Origin of the sequence: Listeria rocourtiae FSL F6-920 (genome assembly GCF_000525975.1) — a bacterium.
Classification (GTDB): Bacteria; Bacillota; Bacilli; order Lactobacillales; family Listeriaceae; genus Listeria_A; species Listeria_A rocourtiae.
Window position 1 is genome coordinate 1 of the sequence record NZ_AODK01000044.1, and the last position, 17,768, is coordinate 17,768.

Sequence of the window (17,768 nt, forward strand, 5' to 3'; positions counted from 1 at the left end):
GACGTCGGTTACGAGCATTCAGGCGATGTATGAGCAGGTCGGAAAAATCGATGCGCTAGTTGTTGCGGCTGGCTCTGCATACTTCGGGCCGCTTACAACGATGACACCAGAAAACAACGAGCAATCCATTGAAGGGAAGTTAAAAGGACAGATGAATTTGGTCTTGTTAGGATTGGAACACCTGAACGATGGTGGTAGTTTTACACTTGTTACGGGCATTATGATGGATGATCCAATCAAGGAAGGTGCTTCTGCTGCAATGGTTAACGGGGGAATTCGTGCTTTTGTTAAATCGGCTGCAATCGAAATGCCGCGCTCGATTAGGATTAACAGTGTGAGCCCCAATGTATTACAAGAATCTTGGGATAAATATTCGGACTTTTTTGTTGGTTTTAACCCAGTGCCTGTCGAAAAGGTGGCGCAGGCATTTGTGAAAAGTGTTCTTGGAGGCCAAACAGGTCAGAATTATGAAGTCTATTAGGAGGAATTAGGATATGGATATAGTAAGAGGTACGAACGGTTTCGATGTGGTGCATGAGAATGGAAATTGGCAGTTAAATCGTGATACGGGATTTTCGCCAACACAAGTAACTGTTGCTGCCGTAGCAGCATGTAGCGGTTATGTGTATGATGCCATTTTAGAAAAAAAGCGGATAGATTATACGATTGAAAATATCCATGCTGATTTTGAGCAGGATCAAGAAGCGACTGTTCGCGTTTTAAAGAAAATCGAAGTAACATTTACGTTAAAAGTTGCGCCTGAAAATCGAGAAAAAGCAGAAAAAGCGTTGCATCTCGTTAAAAAATCGTGTCCTGTTGCGATGTCCTTAGATCCAAAAATCGAGATTCTTGAAAAAGTTATCTTTTCATAAAAAAGGCTTAGGTATGAGAAAAAATCAAACCACAGGCCTAGGTAATTTAGGAAACAATGTAGCATAATGTAAATATAAGTGCCAAATGTGTCGACATTGTAGAAAAATAAAATGATTTTTTGGCTGAAATTTTGTTATAATAAGGATGGACAAGATAATCCAGCATGTTGTGACAAGCATTAGAACAGCGCTTTTAACAACGAAAATAGGCTGGAAAAACAAGCTTGGGTAATGGCACGATGGTATTGTATCATGGTGTGGAGGGAAGGCGAAAACAGTGAACATAGGTATTTTTACAGATACTTTTTTTCCGCAGATTAGCGGTGTAGCGACATCAATTAAGACGATGGAAAAAGAGTTAACCAAACGAGGACACAATGTATATATATTTACAACTTCAGACCCACAGGCTGACTTGGTTGCGGAACAGGGGAAAGTATTCCGTTTTTCAAGCATTCCGTTTGTGTTTTTTCCTGAGCGTCGGATTGCAATGGCGGGAACACAGAAGGTGGCCCGTTTAATTAAACGCTTAGAAATTGATGTTATCCACACCCATACGGAATTTTCAATGGGGCTAATCGGGAAAAAGATGGCGAAGAAATTTGATCTTCCTGTTTTGCATACGTATCACACAATGTATGAGGATTATTTACATTATATTGGTAAAGGAAAGCTGATTGGGCAGGGCGTTGTGCAGAAGTTGAGTCGTGCTTTTTGTGAGTCGATGGATACAGTAATTGTACCTACTAAAAAGGTGCAATTGTCGTTGAGGCGTTACGGTGTTAACAATCATATTCGAATAATCCCGACTGGAACAGAATTTAAGTCGTTTCAGCCAGATCGGTTTGATAAGACTGTTTTAGCACAGACAAAAGCTGAACTTGGCATTTTGCCAGAGGATAAGGTTGTTGTTTCAGTTGGACGTGTGGCGCAAGAAAAGGGTATCGATATCATTGTGAGAGCTTTTCCGAGTGTTTTGGAGGAGGTTCCCAATGCAAAATTGCTGATTGTTGGGGATGGCCCTGCGCGCGCAGATCTTGAGGAACTGGTGTTTACAGAAGGCATTTCTAAATCTGTTATCTTTGCAGGCGAGCAGAATTGGGAGACAATTGGTCGTTTTTATCAATTGGGTGATGTGTTTGTGAGTGCATCGACATCGGAAACGCAAGGTATGACGTATATTGAGGCGATGGCTTCTGGCATTCCAGTGATTGCAAAAGCCGATCGGAGCAATGAAAACTTGATTTTGAATTGGAAAACGGGACGTAGTTTTAGAAGGGATTGGGAATTACCTGAGGTGGTGTGTGATATGTTGCAGCAAACTGAGGTAGCCAAGCGTTTGGCTACTAACGCGTTACAACATATAGGTAGTTTTTCGGCGGAACGATTTGGTGCGAATTTAGAGCAATTATATATGGAAACATGTGAGAATTACGGCTGGATAGATGGACAAAGGACCTATGAACCGCTTGATCAATACACTGTTAGCAATTATGTTTTAAGTATTCCGGCGGCAGTGCTTCAAAAACGAGACAAGAAAGTGAGAAAATATCATGAATAGAATTACGATGCTATCCTCTGCGGAAAAGGTAAAAGGACAGGGGGTAGCTTCTGCTTACCGAGAATTAATTAATTTAATGACGATGCATCATGCGGATAAGTACGACATGGCTATTAATACATATCGTAAATCTGAGATAACACACTATCACACGATTGATTTTCGCTTCTTTTTAACGACATTTGCGAAAAAAAGGCGTGGTGTGATGGTTGGTTACGTGCACTTTTTGCCAGAGACGTTGGATGAAAGTTTGAAATTGCCTTGGATTGCGAAAAAATTTTTTTTATAAGTACGTGATTCTTTTTTATAAGCGAATGGACGTGCTTGTTGTGGTAAATCCGTCGTTTATACCACAACTGGTTGCTTATGGTATACCGGAGGAGAAGATTAAGTACATTCCGAATTTTGTGTCTGCAAGTACATTCTACCCGATGTCGATAGATGAAAAACGGGCGTTGCGCAAGAAACATGGCATCGCGCCAGATGCGTTTGTAGCAATCGGTGTTGGTCAAGTGCAACATCGGAAAGGTGTTCTTGATTTTATTGAAGTTGCGAAACAGTTGCCAGAAATGCAGTTTATTTGGGCTGGCGGTTTTTCATTTGGGAAAATTACGGCGGGGTATAAAGAGTTGAAAGAGATTTATGATCACCCACCTGCAAATGTGCAGTTTCCTGGAATTGTGGAGCGCGTGGATATGAATACTTATTATAATATAGCGGATGTGCTGTTTTTACCGTCGTTTAATGAGCTATTCCCGATGGCGATTTTGGAAGGTATGAGTAGCGGACTTTCGGTTTTACTTCGTGATTTGGAGCTTTACGAGGGAATTCTCGCGGGTAATTATATCGAGGCTTCTGATGTAGCTGGGTTTAAGGCGCAGTTAGAGCGGATGGCAACAGATGGTGTGTATTTAGAAGTGGCTAAAGAGGGTGCTAAAAAAGGTGCGGCGTATTATTCAGAAGCCAGACTGACAGGGCTGTGGCAAGAATTTTATGATGGGCTTTTGAAAGGATAGAGGTTGATGAGTAAAAGTACGAGTCGGCATGTGATGAGTATTTTGCTAGTTATTGCGATTAGCGTTGGATTTATTTATTTTCAATTTAAAGATATTGAGTGGATTACGGTCATTGAGGTGCTAAAACATGTAAATTTGATTTATATTGGAATTGCATGTTTAGCGATGTTTTTATATTGGTGGCTGGAATCGCTTGTGCTACATCGTTTTGCGAAACAGGCTGATTCGACATTGAAGCTTAGGACGTCGTTTCGAATTACGATGATTGGCCAATTCTTCAATTCGGTCACGCCGTTTGCGAGTGGTGGGCAGCCGGCGCAACTCTATTTACTAACGCGGAGGAAAATCGATATTGGATTAGCGAGCTCGGTTTTACTTATCAAGTTTATTATTTATCAGGCGATGATTGTTGCCACATTTATTTTCTTTCTGATTGTCGGTTTTCCATTATTGGGACATACGACGTTCGAGATTAAATATTTGATTTTGATTGGTTTTGTCATTAATTTGGTGGTTATTGTTGGGTTAATTATAGTCGCTAAGAGTGAACGTGTGGCGTCTGCGATTGTGCATGTTTTTTTGAAGCCAGCGCTTTTATTCGTTAAAAAAGAAAAGCGTGAGGGGATTCGTGAAAATGTCGCTAGTAAGATTACTTCATTTCATGAGGAAAGCTTGCGTTTTAGTGGGAATAAGCGCCTAATTTGGGAATGTACGGCATATACGATTTTGCAATTATTATTTTATTTGAGTATTCCCTATTTTGTTTTATTGAGCATGGGTGTGACGGATGTTGGCTTGATGACGGTAATGACGTACCATGCGTTTGTGATGAAGCTATCGTCTTCGATTCCTACTCCTGGTGGCAGTGGTGGGGCAGAGTATAGTTTCACATCATTTTTTGGTATGGTGCTCGGTTCAGACAAGTTGGTGATTGGTTTGATACTGTGGCGGCTGATTACGTATTATAGTTGTACAATTTTTGGCGCGATTGCAATGATTCCATTTGGTCGTCGAAAAAATCGGCAATTGGGTGGAAATAGGTGAAAAAGAGTGAGTTCTCATGAAAATGGGAGCTTTTTTAGTTGAGAATGGTTATCAACTAGGCGAGGTGCATTTTTTTTTGATATAATAGAGTTTCTTGTGGGGGAGGGAATTGGAATTGTTGAAACGATTTTTTTAGTTATTATAAGCCTTATAAGCTTTTATTTATTATCGACTTTGGATGTGCAGTGATTGCGGCGCTTCTGGAGCTGGCGTTTCCGGTAGCGGTGAATCAAGTAATTGATAAGTTGTTACCAAGCAAGGACTGGAGTTTGATTGTGACGGCGACTTTGGCGTTGTTGTTTTTCTATTTTTTGAATATGTTTATGCAGTATATTGTGACGTATTGGGGACATATGTTGGGGCTTAATATTGAGACGGATATGCGACGGGATTTGTTTGCGCATTTGCAGAAGCAGCCATTTGAGTATTATGATAATCAGAAAACGGGGAAATTGATGTCGCGAATGACGACTGATTTGTTTGAAATTGGCGAGGTGGCGCATCATGGGCCGGAGGATATTTTTATTTCGATTATGTCGCTTGTGGGGGCGTTTCTGTTGATGATGACAATTAATGTGAAACTTGCGGTGATGACGATTGTACTCGTGCCAATTTTAGGTGTGCTGATTATTGCGTTCAACAAAAAAATGACAGGTGTTAATACCCAGATCTTTAAGGACTTAGGCAGTTTTAATGCAGGTGTTGAGAATGCGATTAGTGGTGTGCGAGTGGTTCAGGCGTTTGCCAATGAGAGTTTTGAGCGGGAGCGTTTTGGATTATTGAACGAGACGTATCGTAAGTCGAAATTGATGTTTTATAAGGTGATGGGATTTAGTTTCTCGTTTAACTACTTTTTGATGCGCCTGATTACGTTGTTTGCACTGTTTTTCGGGTCGTTTTTTGTGATTAATAGTGAGATTTCGTATGGACAGTTTGTGAGTTTTATTTTGCTGACGAATGTGTTTATGCGACCGATTGAGAAGTTTAATGCAGTGATTGAGAGTTATCCGAAAGGGATTGCTGGATTTAAGCGGTTTATTGACGTGATAGATACAGAGCCGGCGATTGTGGACCGCGTGGATGCAACCGATGTAGGTCATTTGCACGGCGATATCCAGTATAAACATGTGTCATTCCAATATGATTCTGGGAAAACAGTGCTGAATGGGATTGATTTGGAGGTGAAGGCGGGCGAGACGGTTGCTTTTGTTGGGCCTTCTGGTGCTGGTAAAACGACGATTTGTAACTTGTTGCCACGCTTCTATGATGTAACCGGTGGTGCGATTATGATTGATGGTATGGATATTCGATCGATGACGTTGGCTTCTTTACGAGCACAGATCGGTGTTGTGCAGCAGGATGTGTTCTTGTTTTCAGGATCGATTCGGGAGAACATTGCGTATGGAAAGCTGGATGCAACGGATGAGGAAATTTTGTATGTGGTGAAATTGGCGCATTTAGAGAAGGTTGTGGATGAGATGCCAGACGGTCTGGATACGATTATCGGTGAGCGTGGCGTGAAACTTTCTGGTGGTCAGAAGCAACGACTTGCGATTGCACGGATGTTCTTGAAAAACCCACCGATTTTAATTTTGGATGAGGCCACATCAGCACTTGATACAGAGACGGAACTCGTTATACAGCAGTCATTAGATGAGCTGGCAAAAGGCAGAACGACATTGATTATCGCGCATCGATTGGCAACGATTAAGCATGCGGACCGGATTATTGTTGTGAATGCGTCTGGTATTGCAGAACAAGGAACACATGAGGAGTTACTTGCGAAAAAAGGAGCGTATCGTAATTTACATGATGCTCAGTTTTCAAAGAAGAATAATTAGTAGCACAAGAGCCGAGTTTTTATGTTGGTAGTGTTCACAGTTTTTACAGTGATTCCAGCTCAATTTGATAGTTTTGAATCTGCTACAAAAGAGTTTTTTACGAGCGTTATTGTTGTGGTTTAAAATGGAAATGCAGTGACGGCGGATTCAGAACAGCTAAAGTTGGAGAAGAGCAAGGTGGATATTCGATATGGATGACTGGTTGTACTTGTTCGTAGCTGGATTCTTGATTCTGAGTGCAACGATTTTGTACACGCGAAGAAAATGTTAACTAGAAAATGAAGAGGATGGAGACTGACTCAATATACGTCGTGTTCCATCCTTTTTGGCATTATTTCAAGTGCTTTTCGCGATATTCTCGGGCTAGTATGCTCATCAAAATCGAATCATGATAGGCGTGATCATAAAATAGCGCTTCACGTTGTATGCCTTCGATTTTGAACCCGACTTTCTCATAGGCGCGAGCAGCTTGTTTGTTATAGTCGAACAAGTTTAGCTCTACGCGATGTAAATTTAAAATACCAAACCCATAATCAAGCATGAGCCGCATTGCTTCAGAGCCGTAGCCTTTACTTTGGTGTTCTACTTTTCCAATCGCGATGCGGATGTTGGCATTACGGTTTGTTGTGTCGATATCTTGCAATGCGATGTCGCCAATTATTTCCTCGGTTTCCTGCAAGCAAATTAAGAGGAGCACCGAACTGCTATCCTGCCATTTATTCGCGATATAGCTCTCGATTTGAGCGTAGGTAAATGCTTGTTTTGTTCCTGTAAGTCGCCGCACATCGTTGTCGAAAAACATCGTGTAGTATGTATCTTGGTCATCAGCGTTCAACGGGCGTAGAAAAACGCGTTCTCCTTGTAATAATTTATCTTCGCGCATAGGTCACACTCCTTCATTTGATGCCAGCAATTTCTCAGCGCCGGCAATAATAACATCTAATCCAAATAGAAAGTTCAGGTCAAAACGATTTTCGGACTCCGCATGTTTTCTCATAGCTGGCAGTACTTTTAAATGTTGCGCATCTTCACGTTCAAACATGGAGGCAAAAAGGCCGTGTATTTTGTCAGGTCCGACTTCTTGTAGCGTTCGGTCTTGTGACGATTCATCTATCGCAATTCCGGTCACATAATTATCGATTAAATTACACAATGCTAATGTTTGATCTTCTGTGAAACCTGCGTCTAAAAATGCGATGAATAAGCAATCGATCATCTGTAAACGGTGAATATCAATGGGAATTGTTTTCATCATGATTTCCGCGCCATCAGGAATTTCACGCATTGCATTATGGCTTCGGATGGCAAGGGAACGGGCTTTTTCTTGCCAAGGAAGTGCGGGATCAGGAAGTTCAATCTGGGATGAGATGTAGCTTGCCAAACCTTGGAGCAAATCTTGTTTGTTTTTGAAATGCCAATAAATTGCGGGAGCTTGGACGTTCATCGCTTCGGCTACTTTACGCATCGACAAATTTTGAATACCATTTTTCTGTAAAACTTCTAAGGAGGCGAGAATAATTTTTTTCTTTCGTTAGATTTCTTTTTTTGCGCACTAAAAATACTCCTTTAGACTGATTTTATTTTTAGGATAATCGGGATATAATTTAACGGTGTTAAATTAAGGGGATGAACCGTGCTATTTCTATTATACACGGTTGCAATCAAGAAGGGTGAGGAAAATGGCAAAAACAGAAACGAAAATTGTTCCAGTATTGATAGCGCTCATGCTTGGAATCTTTGTTTCTTCTCTTGACAACACGATTGTTGCAGCGAGTATGGGTACAATCGTAGGGGATTTAGGGGGACTTGATAAGTATGTTTGGATTACATCAGCATACTTAGTGGCGGAAATGGCAGGAATGCCGATTTTTGGAAAATTATCGGATATGTATGGACGGAAGCGGTTTTATGTGTTCGGAATTATATTATTTTTAATTGGCTCGATTCTTTGTGGAACAGCGGAGACGATGACGCAACTGGCGATTTACCGAGCGATTCAAGGGATTGGCGGTAGTGCGTTGATGCCGATAGCGTTCACGATTATTTGGGACGTATTGCCGCTAGAAAAAAGAGCGAGTGTCGGCGGTTGGTTCGGTGCTGTATTTGGACTTTCAAGCGTTGTTGGACCGCTACTTGGCGCGTTTATTACGGATAACATTAGCTGGCACTGGATTTTCTATATTAACGTGCCGATTGGAATTGTGGCTTTGTTTTTAATTAGTATTTTTTATAAAGAGTCACCGAAACATAATAAAGCCAAAATTGATTGGTTAGGCGCATTCTTCCTTGTTGGTGGGACGGTTGCTTTGATGTTTGGGTTAGAGCTTGGTGGCCAGACGTATGCATGGGATTCTGTGCAAATTTTGGGTCTGTTTACTTTGTTTGTAGTCGCAATGATTGTGCTGATTTTTGTGGAGCGTCGCGCGTCAGATCCGATTTTACCATTTTATTTGTTTAAGCGGAATGTGTACTTGGGTACGGTGCTGACGGGGATGCTGTATGGTGGTGTATTCATGGTGGCAACGATTTATATTCCGCTGTATGTGCAAGGTGTTGATGGTGGAACAGCGACGAATTCAGGCTTATTGCTTTTGCCGATGATGGTTGGTACGAGTGTGATGGCTGCTGTTTCGGGGAACTTGGCGAACCGCTTTAGTTTTCGCTCGATTATGATTTATGCGGGGATTTTGACGTTTGTTACAACGATTTTGTTTGGGACGTTGACTCCAGATACGCCGCGTTATATGTTAACGATTTACATGGTTATGCTAGGTGTTGGGATTGGTCCATCGTTCTCGATTCTGGGGACGGCAAGCTTGTATAAAATCAATCCGAGTGAGCGGGGAACAGCGAGTGCTACGAACAACTTTATTCGCTCATTTGGGATGACAGTTGGGATTACGATTTATGGCGTAGTGCAGCGCAATCTGTTTGCCAACGGGGTACCGGACATGTTTCAACATATGGATAGTCGCGCGATTTTATCACCAGAACTACGCGCCAAAATTCCAGTAGAAATTTTGGATAAAGTGACCGAAGTTTTGTGTAGCTCGATTGCACAGACGTTCTTGTGGACGCTTATACCATTAAGTGTGGCATTTGTGACGATGCTCTTGATGGGCAAGGCAAAGATGTCGGATTTAAAAGAGTAATTTAATAGTATGGTAAATAGCTAAAGACCGCGAAATCCTGATTTTTTGGGATTTCGTGGTTTTTGATTTGAAAATAGTGTTTTTCGGGTATAATGGATAGTATATTGGGAAAAAAGAGGTGTTTAGAGATGCAGAGATATCAGGAAGAGGCAGATAAGGTACTAGAAGAGTTAGAAACTTCTGCAAAAACTGGATTGACAACAGCGGAAGTTGCAAAACGCTTGGAACGAGATGGTTATAATGAATTGAAAGACAAGTTGCGGGATCCGTTGTGGAAACTATTTTTGGAAACCTTTAAGGACCCGATGGTGATAGTGTTGCTTGCCGCAGCGCTCGTGCAGATTTTGATTGGCGAGGTTGTGGAGTCGTTGATTATTTTTGCAGTACTGATTCTGAACTCGGTGATTAGCGTGGTGCAGACACGCAAGGCGGAGGGGTCGCTTGATGCGCTTAGAGAAATGTCGGCGCCTGAGGCTAAGGTAATCAGGAATGGAGAGAAGTTGACAATTGCGGCGCGGGAACTCGTTGTCGGTGATATTGTTTTGCTGGATGCTGGGGATTTTGTACCGGCGGACGGGCGGATTTTTGAAAGCGGTTCGCTTAAAGTGGACGAGGGGATGTTAACAGGGGAATCAGAAGCGGTTGAGAAGCATGTCCGCACGATTTCGGGTGAGGTGGCACTTGGGGATCGGAAAAACATGGTCTTTAGTGGTGCTTTGGCGGTTTACGGGCGCGGGGCTTTTGTTGTAACTGATACAGGTGGCGATACGGAAATTGGAAAAATTGCTGGTTTGCTTGAGAGTGCAGAGGCAAAACAGACACCGTTGCAGCAAAAATTGGAGAGCTTTAGTAAGAAGCTAGGTATCGGGATTTTGCTGCTTTGTATTTTAATTTTCGCGATTGAAGCTGGTCGTGTTTGGTTTGGCGATGGAAGTGGCGATATGACGAAAGCAATTTTGAATGCGTTTATGTTTGCGGTGGCGGTGGCTGTTGCAGCGATTCCGGAGGCGTTATCATCGATCGTAACGATTGTGTTATCTGTTGGGACAAATAAGATGGCAAAACGGCACGCGATTATTCGGAAACTACCAGCGGTTGAGACGCTTGGTTCGACAAGTGTTATTTGTACAGATAAAACGGGGACGTTGACGCAGAATAAGATGACGGTAGTGGATTATTATTTGCCGGACGGGACGCAAGAAGTTTTTCCAGATACTCCGGATACGTGGTCGGAAGGGGAGCGACGACTGATTCATATCGCGGTGCTTTGTAATGACTCGAACATCAATGAGGACGGGCTTGAACTCGGGGACCCAACAGAGGTTGCCTTGATTGCTTTTAGTAATAAGAATAATAAGGACTATAACGAAGTTAGGGAGCGTTATTTACGCGAGGCTGAAATTCCGTTTGATTCGGAGCGGAAGTTGATGTCGACGGTGCATACATTTGATGGGCAAAAAGCGATGCTGACAAAAGGTGGGCCGGATGTCGTGTTTGCGCGCTGTAGTCAGGTATTTTTGGATGGCAAGGAGCAGCCGCTGACGGAGGAGTTGAAGGCAAGCTTGATGCAAGCGAACGAGGACTTTTCGAATCAGGCGTTGCGGGTCTTGGCGTATGCATATAAACGCTTGGACGGTTCGCAGGTAGATGTTGATTTGGATGATGAACATGACTTGGTGCTCGTTGGTTTGACGGCGATGATTGACCCGCCACGTGAGGCGGTTTATGCGGCAATTGAGGAGTCGAAAAAAGCTGGGATTCGTACGGTCATGATTACCGGGGATCACAAGACGACGGCGCAAGCGATTGGACGCGATATTGGCTTGATGAATTCGGATGACATTGCATTAACCGGTCAGGAACTGGATGCATTAACGGAAGAAGAACTTGATGCAAAACTGGAGCATATTTCTGTTTATGCACGGGTATCGCCTGAAAATAAAATTCGTATCGTGAAGGCTTGGCAGAAAAAAGGCAAGGTTACTTCGATGACGGGGGATGGTGTGAATGATGCACCGGCCTTGAAACAAGCTGATATTGGTGTGGCAATGGGAAGTGGAACCGATGTTGCTAAAGATGCTTCAGCGATGGTTCTGACGGATGATAATTTTGTTTCGATTGTGAGCGCGGTGGAAGTTGGCCGTACAGTTTTTGATAATATTAAAAAGGCAATTGCGTACTTATTTGCAGGGAATTTAGGTGCGATTATTGCGATTCTTTTTGCCTTAGTATTTGACTGGATTAATCCATTTACAGCGCTACAACTTCTATTTATCAACTTGGTGAATGATTCCTTACCGGCGATTGCACTGGGAATGGAAAAAGCAGAGCCAGATGTTATGGAGCGCAAGCCACGGGATATTAAAGAAGGTATTTTTGCTGGTGGAACGATGCAAGCGGTTGTGACTCGGGGTGTGTTGATTGGGGTCGCGGTTATCATTTCGCAATATATCGGGTTGCAGTATTCACCTGAGATTAGTGTTGCGATGGCATTTACGACATTGATTTTAGCTCGTACATTGCAAACATTCGCAGCGCGCTCGAATAAACAAACAGCATTTGAAGCAGGATTTTTCAGTAATAAATATGTGATTTACGCGGTCTTAGTATGTTTTGTACTTTACGGTATCACGATACTTCCGGGTGCGCGTGAAGTTTTCTCAATTCCAGAATCATTTGGCTTAAATGAGTGGGGAATAGCAGCAGGTCTCGCTCTTGGCGCCGTAATTTTGATGGAACTTGGCAAATTGGTGAGTCGAATGGGACAGAAAAAATAACGCCAAGTAAAAAGGTACGCCGCTACCCCTTATGGATAGAGCGTACCTTTTTGTTGGGTACTAATTCAGCTTTATTTATTAAGCCAAGCGTTCATGCCACCAACGACATTTTCACATTGGTAACCGCGTGCACTTAAGTATTCGCATGCTTGCATAGAGCGATTTCCAGAATAGCAAATAATGCTGTAAATCGTATTTGGATTTAGTTCTTCGATGAAATTTGGCAGGCCGATTAGCGGGATATTGCGGACACCTTCAATATGAATGGCATTAAAATCGGCTGTATCCCGCACATCGATAATGTTTTCAGCAGAACGATTCTCTAGTTCTTCCACAGAAATAAGATTAAAACTCATAGTCAAAAACCCCTCTCGAATAAGCTTATTTTAAAGGATAACGGGCTTGGAATACAACTTCTCTGCTTAGGTGGGTGTGCTATTGCAAGTAAGTCATGAGGTAAATGACAATCCCGATGTGTAGGACAACCGAAATAGGAATGCTACATGTAAATTTTAGCTTGTGTGTTTTGTGATGAAAAAGATGCATACTGATCCAAGAGCCAATACCACCACCGAGAAATGCAAAAAATAAAAGCGTGAGCTCGGGGATACGCCATTGGTGTTTCATGGCTTTTCTTTTATCGATGCCCATTGACGCAAAACCGATGCTATTGATAGCTATATAGTAGATGACTAGTAATTTGACAAACATGATTTTCCTCCTCATTTTCCTGGGAAAAGCAACCGGTTAAATGTGTTAATTTTTGGTTGATAAGTTGTAATTATAACATACTGGAGTAAGAAAGGGGCTTAGAGATGATTCGAGATTATGTTTCATATGTGGGGATGACAATTGCGCGCCCAGTAAAAACGAGTATGCAGGCTAGTAAAGAGAAGGGGTATTTTGGTTTGCTTCACGTACTTTTGTTCGTGATGGGGCTTTCGATGCAATATAGCTGGAATATGAAGGGACTAATAGTGAATTCTTTGCAGGAGTATCCCATTATCCAAAAGATAATTACTGCGATTTTCGTTTCGTCAGGTCAAGTTTTTATTTACATGCTGATTTTGATGTTATTGAATATTACTGTTGCTTGGGCTGCGATTCGATATGTGATGGGCATTAAAGAAGTGACATTTATGAAGAGCGCTGCGGGTATTGGTGGCATGATTACTTTTCCGCTCGTTGTTTTAATTATTTCAATTACGATGACGTTGCTTGGTTCAGTGCTATTTTCTATATTGCTTTGTTTTGTCGCCTTATTATTTTTGCCATTTGCCATTATGTATTTTATTATTGGTCACTATGAAGAGTCGCGCGTAGACGTTTATTGGATCAGTCTTTTGGTGTTCTTGTTGGTGGCAGTGATTACGTTTGCCGGTATTTATCTGCTGATTCAAGTGTTTATGTCCAATGTGCATGATGTTACGGAGCAGGTTCAACAGCTTATTATAGAGCGCTGGCATCATTTCCGAGAGAAATTACCTATTTAAAGATTGCAAAACTATCTGAATTAACATACAATACTAACATAAACCATAACTAGGAGGATTTATACATGACAAAAGAAATTATTCACACAGATCAAGCACCAAAAGCGCTGGGACCATATTCTCAAGCAGTGAAAGTAAATGGCTTTATTTATGCATCAGGACAGTTGGGGATTGATCCAGCAACCGGTGAAATGGTAGCTGGCGTTGAAGCACAAACGAAGCAAGCATTCGCAAATATTAAAGCGGTATTAGAAGCTGGGGGCTCAAGTCTCGGCAAAATCGTCAAAACAACGGTATTATTCAAGGATTTGGCTAATTTTGTTGCGGTCAATGAGATATACGCATCATTTTTTGAAGGGGATTACCCGGCACGTAGCGCTTTTCAAGTTGCGAAATTGCCGAATGATGCGGATATTGAAATCGAAGTAATCGCGGAAGCATAGGGTGAAAGGCTGAACCTAGTAAAATAGGTTCGGTTTTTTTAAATTCAGGATTGGAGTGGAGATTATGGGAAAAGCACCATTTAGAGCAGATCAAGTTGGCAGTATTTTGAGAACAGAAGCCATTAAACAGGCGAGGTTAGATAGGGCGACGGGCAAGATTGGGGCCGAAGAATTACGCGCGATAGAAGACGCTGAAATTCGAACAATCGTGGCAAAGCAGAAAGAAGCTGGACTAAAAGCTGTGACGGATGGCGAATTCCGCCGCGCCTGGTGGCATTTTGATTTCCTAGAAGGTTTGGATGGTGTAGAAGGTTACGACGCGCAAGATGGTATTCAGTTCGCTAATGTTCAAACAAAGACACATTCTGTCAAAATTGTAGCACCAATTAAGTTCGGTAATCATCCAATGATTGCAGATTATCAATTTTTACATAGCATTGCGGGAGAGGATGCTGTTGCAAAAATGACGATTCCGAGCCCGGCGATGTTGCATTATCGAGGGGATATGGAATACGCGCCGTATTTGGCGGACAACGCATTGTTTATTCAAGATTTGGCGAATGCGTATAAGCAGGCGATTCAGGCTTTTTATGATGCGGGTTGTCGTTACTTACAGTTAGACGATACATCATGGAGCTATTTATGTTCTGATGAGCAGCGAGAAGTTGTTCGTGCACGTGGCTTTGATCCAGATACATTGCAAGAGACGTATAAAAATCTAATCAATGAAGCAATCTCCCAAAAACCGGCTGATATGGTGATTACGATGCACATTTGCCGTGGCAATTTCCGCTCGACATGGATTGCTTCAGGGGGTTATGAGCCAGTGGCCCAAACGCTATTTGGCGGTCTGAATATCGATGGTTTCTTCCTAGAGTACGACAATGATCGTTCTGGTGATTTCGCTCCATTGCGCTACGTAAAGCGTCCCGATTTGAAAATAATTCTTGGCCTTGTCACATCTAAAAATGGCACGCTGGAAAACCCAGAAGCGATTAAAGCAAGAATTAAAGAAGCGTCTGAATTTGTGCCGCTATCTCAACTTTGCCTAAGTCCACAATGCGGTTTTGCCTCGACAGAAGAAGGAAACATACTCACAGAAGATGAACAATGGGCGAAGCTGGCGCATGTTGTAGCCATTGCTAAAGACGTATGGGGCAATTGAAGCCTAACAAAATTTTAAAAATGATTAAAAAACCTTGGAATAGTGCTATTATTCCGAGGTTTTCTCATGATGTCCATTTAACCTTATCTGAATTGGGTATTTTCAATAAGGTTACATTATGATAAAATCGAGAAAGTGTTATGTTTGTACTGCATCAAAAGTAAAGGAACATTTTATATACATACTTGCAAAATGGGGAGGAAAAAATGAAAAAAACGAAAATACTATTTTTACTGCTATCATTCATGGCGGTATTCGCAATGGTCGCAGGTAGCTTTGTGCCAAATGCACAAGCAGCAGAGCAGAAAGTATATGAAATCGGAACGGATGAAACATTTGCCCCGTTTGAATTTCAGAATGAAAAAGGCGAGCTAGTTGGAATCGATATGGATATCCTAAAAGCTATCGCCAAAGATCAAGATTTTCAATATAATGTAAAGCCACTAGGTTTTAATGCGGCAGTTCAAGCACTTACAAGTAATCAAGTGGATGGCGTTATCGCAGGTATGAGTATCACGGATGAACGCAAACAAAAATTTGATTTCTCTGATCCTTATTTTGAGTCTGGCATCGTTATGGCCATCAAAAAAGGTGACGATTCGATTAAATCTTACGAAGACCTACGCGGCAAAAAGGTTGCTGTCAAAACGGGCACAGAAGGCTACGCTTTTGCAGATGCTAATAAAGAAAAATATGGCTACACACTCGTACCTTTCGATGATTCTGCAAGCATGTATGCAGATGTTAGAACAGGTAATTCTGCTGCTTGTTTCGATGACTACCCTGTGCTTGCTTATGGCGTGAAACAAGGGAATGGTCTTGATATTGTCACAGAAAAAGAAAAAGGAAATTCTTACGGTTTTGCGGTGAATAAAGGTAAAAACCAAGAGTTACTTAAGAAATTCAATGCTGGTTTGACAAATATCAAAGCAAGCGGAGAGTACCAAGAAATTTTGGACCGCTATATTGGTAGCGATGTAAAACCCCAATCATTCTGGGATTTGCTCATTGAAAGCCTACCAGCATTACTTCTAGGCCTCTGGTACACAATTAAATTAACGCTTATTTCTCTTGTTTTCGCAGCTGCCTTAGGTCTCTTGTTTGGATTCTTAAAAGTAAGTCGCAGTAAAGTGTTACGCGGTATTGCAACAGTTTACGTTGATATTTTCCGCGGTATTCCATTAATCGTTTTAGCTTTCTTCATCTATTTTGGTATTCCTGAAGCAATGGGCTTTAAAATGGATGCCACCGTTGCAGCAGTGATTACGCTAAGTTTAAATGCAGGAGCTTACATTACCGAAATTATTCGTGGCGGAATCCAAGCTATCGATAAAGGTCAAATGGAAGCAGGTCGCTCACTCGGCCTACCATACGGCAAAACGATGATTAAAATTATTCTCCCTCAGGCGATTCGCGTCATGATTCCGTCGTTCATCAATCAGTTTGTCATTACGTTGAAAGATACGTCAATCATGAGTGTTATCGGTCTTGTTGAGCTTACGCAATCTGGTAAAATTATCATCGCTCGTACATTCGAATCATCGACTATTTGGCTGATTGTCGCAATCATGTACTTGATTGTCATCACCGCCTTAACGAAACTATCGAACTGGATGGAACGGAGGGTAAATAATGACTAAACTAAAAGTAACCGATTTAAAGAAGAGCTTTGGTACGAATGAAGTTTTAAAAGGAATCAATCTGGAAGTGGCAGAAGGCGAAGTAGTTTGTGTCATCGGTCCATCTGGATCTGGTAAAAGTACATTTTTGCGTTGTATGAATAAGCTTGAAGAAATAACAGCAGGCGATGTGATTGTTGACGACTACCAAATTACAGACAAAAAAACGGATATTAATAAAGTCCGCGAAAACATTGGCATGGTATTTCAGCATTTCAACCTTTTCCCGCATATGTCTGTTTTGAAAAATATCATGCTTGCTCCAACTGAACTTGGCAAGCAGTCCAAAGAAGACGCACGAAAAAATGCGCTTGCGCTTTTGCAACGCGTTGGGCTAGCAGATAAAGCTGATGCCTTACCGAGCCAACTTTCTGGTGGACAAAAACAACGTGTGGCGATTGCACGAGCACTTGCGATGAATCCAGATATCATGCTTTTTGACGAACCGACATCCGCACTCGATCCAGAAATGGTCGGTGAAGTTCTAGGGGTTATGAAGGATTTGGCGAAAGAAGGCATGACGATGATGGTTGTCACACATGAGATGGGCTTCGCAAAAGAAGTCGGTGATCGGGTGATTTTTATGGACGGCGGTTATATCGTGGAAGAAGGCACACCAGAGCAAGTATTTGACGCGCCAAAACACGAACGTACGATTAGTTTTTTAGAAAAAGTATTGTAATTCCAATAAACCATGTTGCCTAGCTAGTGCGACATGGTTTTTG

At 42.0% G+C, this 17,768-nt stretch carries 16 protein-coding genes and 1 pseudogene; 13 read left to right on the plus strand and 4 right to left on the minus strand.

What is annotated here, in order from left to right:
• The 6 genes and pseudogenes from PROCOU_RS13105 to PROCOU_RS13130 form a co-directional block, all read left to right on the plus strand.
• Positions 1 to 481 (plus strand): short chain dehydrogenase (locus tag PROCOU_RS13105; RefSeq protein ID WP_036073175.1); only part of this gene is annotated, 481 nt, incomplete at its 5' end.
• 13 nt (positions 482 to 494) lie between these two features.
• A complete protein-coding gene (locus PROCOU_RS13110; protein ID WP_036073177.1) occupies positions 495 to 872 on the plus strand; it encodes an OsmC family protein in 378 nt (125 codons plus the stop codon).
• Positions 873 to 1,149: 277 nt separating this feature from the next.
• Entirely contained in the window at positions 1,150 to 2,433 is a 1,284-nt protein-coding gene (locus PROCOU_RS13115; RefSeq protein ID WP_036073179.1) for a glycosyltransferase family 4 protein, read from the plus strand.
• A pseudogene (locus tag PROCOU_RS13120) lies at positions 2,426 to 3,449 on the plus strand (glycosyltransferase family 4 protein). The gene PROCOU_RS13115 and the pseudogene PROCOU_RS13120 overlap by 8 nt, the downstream one beginning before the upstream one ends.
• A gap of 6 nt (positions 3,450 to 3,455) precedes the next feature.
• Positions 3,456 to 4,493 carry a lysylphosphatidylglycerol synthase transmembrane domain-containing protein gene (locus PROCOU_RS13125; protein WP_051994407.1) on the plus strand — a complete coding sequence of 346 codons (1,038 nt, stop codon included), beginning with the start codon at positions 3,456 to 3,458 and terminating at the stop codon, positions 4,491 to 4,493.
• Positions 4,494 to 4,657: 164 nt separating this feature from the next.
• Positions 4,658 to 6,334 carry an ABC transporter ATP-binding protein gene (locus PROCOU_RS13130; protein ID WP_051994408.1) on the plus strand — a complete coding sequence of 559 codons (1,677 nt, stop codon included), beginning with the start codon at positions 4,658 to 4,660 and terminating at the stop codon, positions 6,332 to 6,334.
• A 331-nt stretch (positions 6,335 to 6,665) separates the two neighbouring features.
• Here PROCOU_RS13130 and PROCOU_RS13135 read toward each other — a convergent pair whose 3' ends face one another.
• Positions 6,666 to 7,217, minus strand: a complete 552-nt coding sequence (locus tag PROCOU_RS13135) for a GNAT family N-acetyltransferase (protein ID WP_036073181.1) — start codon at positions 7,215 to 7,217, stop codon at positions 6,666 to 6,668.
• 3 nt (positions 7,218 to 7,220) lie between these two features.
• Positions 7,221 to 7,853, minus strand: a complete 633-nt coding sequence (locus tag PROCOU_RS13140; protein WP_341871265.1) for a TetR/AcrR family transcriptional regulator C-terminal domain-containing protein — start codon at positions 7,851 to 7,853, stop codon at positions 7,221 to 7,223.
• A gap of 160 nt (positions 7,854 to 8,013) precedes the next feature.
• Between PROCOU_RS13140 and PROCOU_RS13145 the strand changes: the two genes are divergently transcribed.
• Together PROCOU_RS13145 and PROCOU_RS13150 are read left to right on the plus strand one after the other, a co-directional pair.
• Positions 8,014 to 9,486 (plus strand): MDR family MFS transporter, encoded by a 1,473-nt coding sequence (locus tag PROCOU_RS13145; protein ID WP_036073186.1) that lies wholly within the window; start codon positions 8,014 to 8,016, stop codon positions 9,484 to 9,486.
• A gap of 128 nt (positions 9,487 to 9,614) precedes the next feature.
• Positions 9,615 to 12,263, plus strand: coding sequence for a cation-translocating P-type ATPase (locus tag PROCOU_RS13150; RefSeq protein ID WP_036073188.1), 2,649 nt, complete (start codon positions 9,615 to 9,617; stop codon positions 12,261 to 12,263).
• Between the two features lie 71 nt (positions 12,264 to 12,334).
• On the opposite strand, the gene PROCOU_RS13155 is transcribed toward PROCOU_RS13150, so the two are convergent.
• Together PROCOU_RS13155 and PROCOU_RS13160 are read right to left on the minus strand one after the other, a co-directional pair.
• Positions 12,335 to 12,619: a rhodanese-like domain-containing protein gene (locus PROCOU_RS13155; RefSeq protein ID WP_036073191.1), complete on the minus strand. Its 285-nt coding sequence runs from the start codon at positions 12,617 to 12,619 to the stop codon at positions 12,335 to 12,337.
• Between the two features lie 79 nt (positions 12,620 to 12,698).
• The gene (locus PROCOU_RS13160) at positions 12,699 to 12,974 is read right to left on the minus strand and encodes a DUF1294 domain-containing protein (protein ID WP_036073193.1); all 276 of its coding nucleotides are present in this window, start codon (positions 12,972 to 12,974) and stop codon (positions 12,699 to 12,701) included.
• 104 nt (positions 12,975 to 13,078) lie between these two features.
• Here PROCOU_RS13160 and PROCOU_RS13165 point away from each other — a divergent pair, with 104 nt between their 5' ends.
• From PROCOU_RS13165 to PROCOU_RS13185, 5 genes are all read left to right on the plus strand, one after another.
• Positions 13,079 to 13,756 (plus strand): hypothetical protein, encoded by a 678-nt coding sequence (locus PROCOU_RS13165; RefSeq protein ID WP_036073195.1) that lies wholly within the window; start codon positions 13,079 to 13,081, stop codon positions 13,754 to 13,756.
• Between the two features lie 65 nt (positions 13,757 to 13,821).
• Positions 13,822 to 14,199 (plus strand): RidA family protein, encoded by a 378-nt coding sequence (locus PROCOU_RS13170; protein ID WP_036073197.1) that lies wholly within the window; start codon positions 13,822 to 13,824, stop codon positions 14,197 to 14,199.
• A 64-nt stretch (positions 14,200 to 14,263) separates the two neighbouring features.
• On the plus strand, positions 14,264 to 15,364 hold the full coding sequence (locus tag PROCOU_RS13175; RefSeq protein WP_036073199.1) for a 5-methyltetrahydropteroyltriglutamate--homocysteine S-methyltransferase: 1,101 nt from the start codon (positions 14,264 to 14,266) through the stop codon (positions 15,362 to 15,364).
• A 206-nt stretch (positions 15,365 to 15,570) separates the two neighbouring features.
• Positions 15,571 to 17,004: an amino acid ABC transporter substrate-binding protein/permease gene (locus PROCOU_RS13180; RefSeq protein WP_036073201.1), complete on the plus strand. Its 1,434-nt coding sequence runs from the start codon at positions 15,571 to 15,573 to the stop codon at positions 17,002 to 17,004.
• The gene (locus PROCOU_RS13185) at positions 16,997 to 17,725 is read left to right on the plus strand and encodes an amino acid ABC transporter ATP-binding protein (RefSeq protein WP_036073203.1); all 729 of its coding nucleotides are present in this window, start codon (positions 16,997 to 16,999) and stop codon (positions 17,723 to 17,725) included. The genes PROCOU_RS13180 and PROCOU_RS13185 overlap by 8 nt, the downstream gene beginning before the upstream one ends.
• The last annotated feature ends 43 nt before the right edge of the window (positions 17,726 to 17,768 follow it).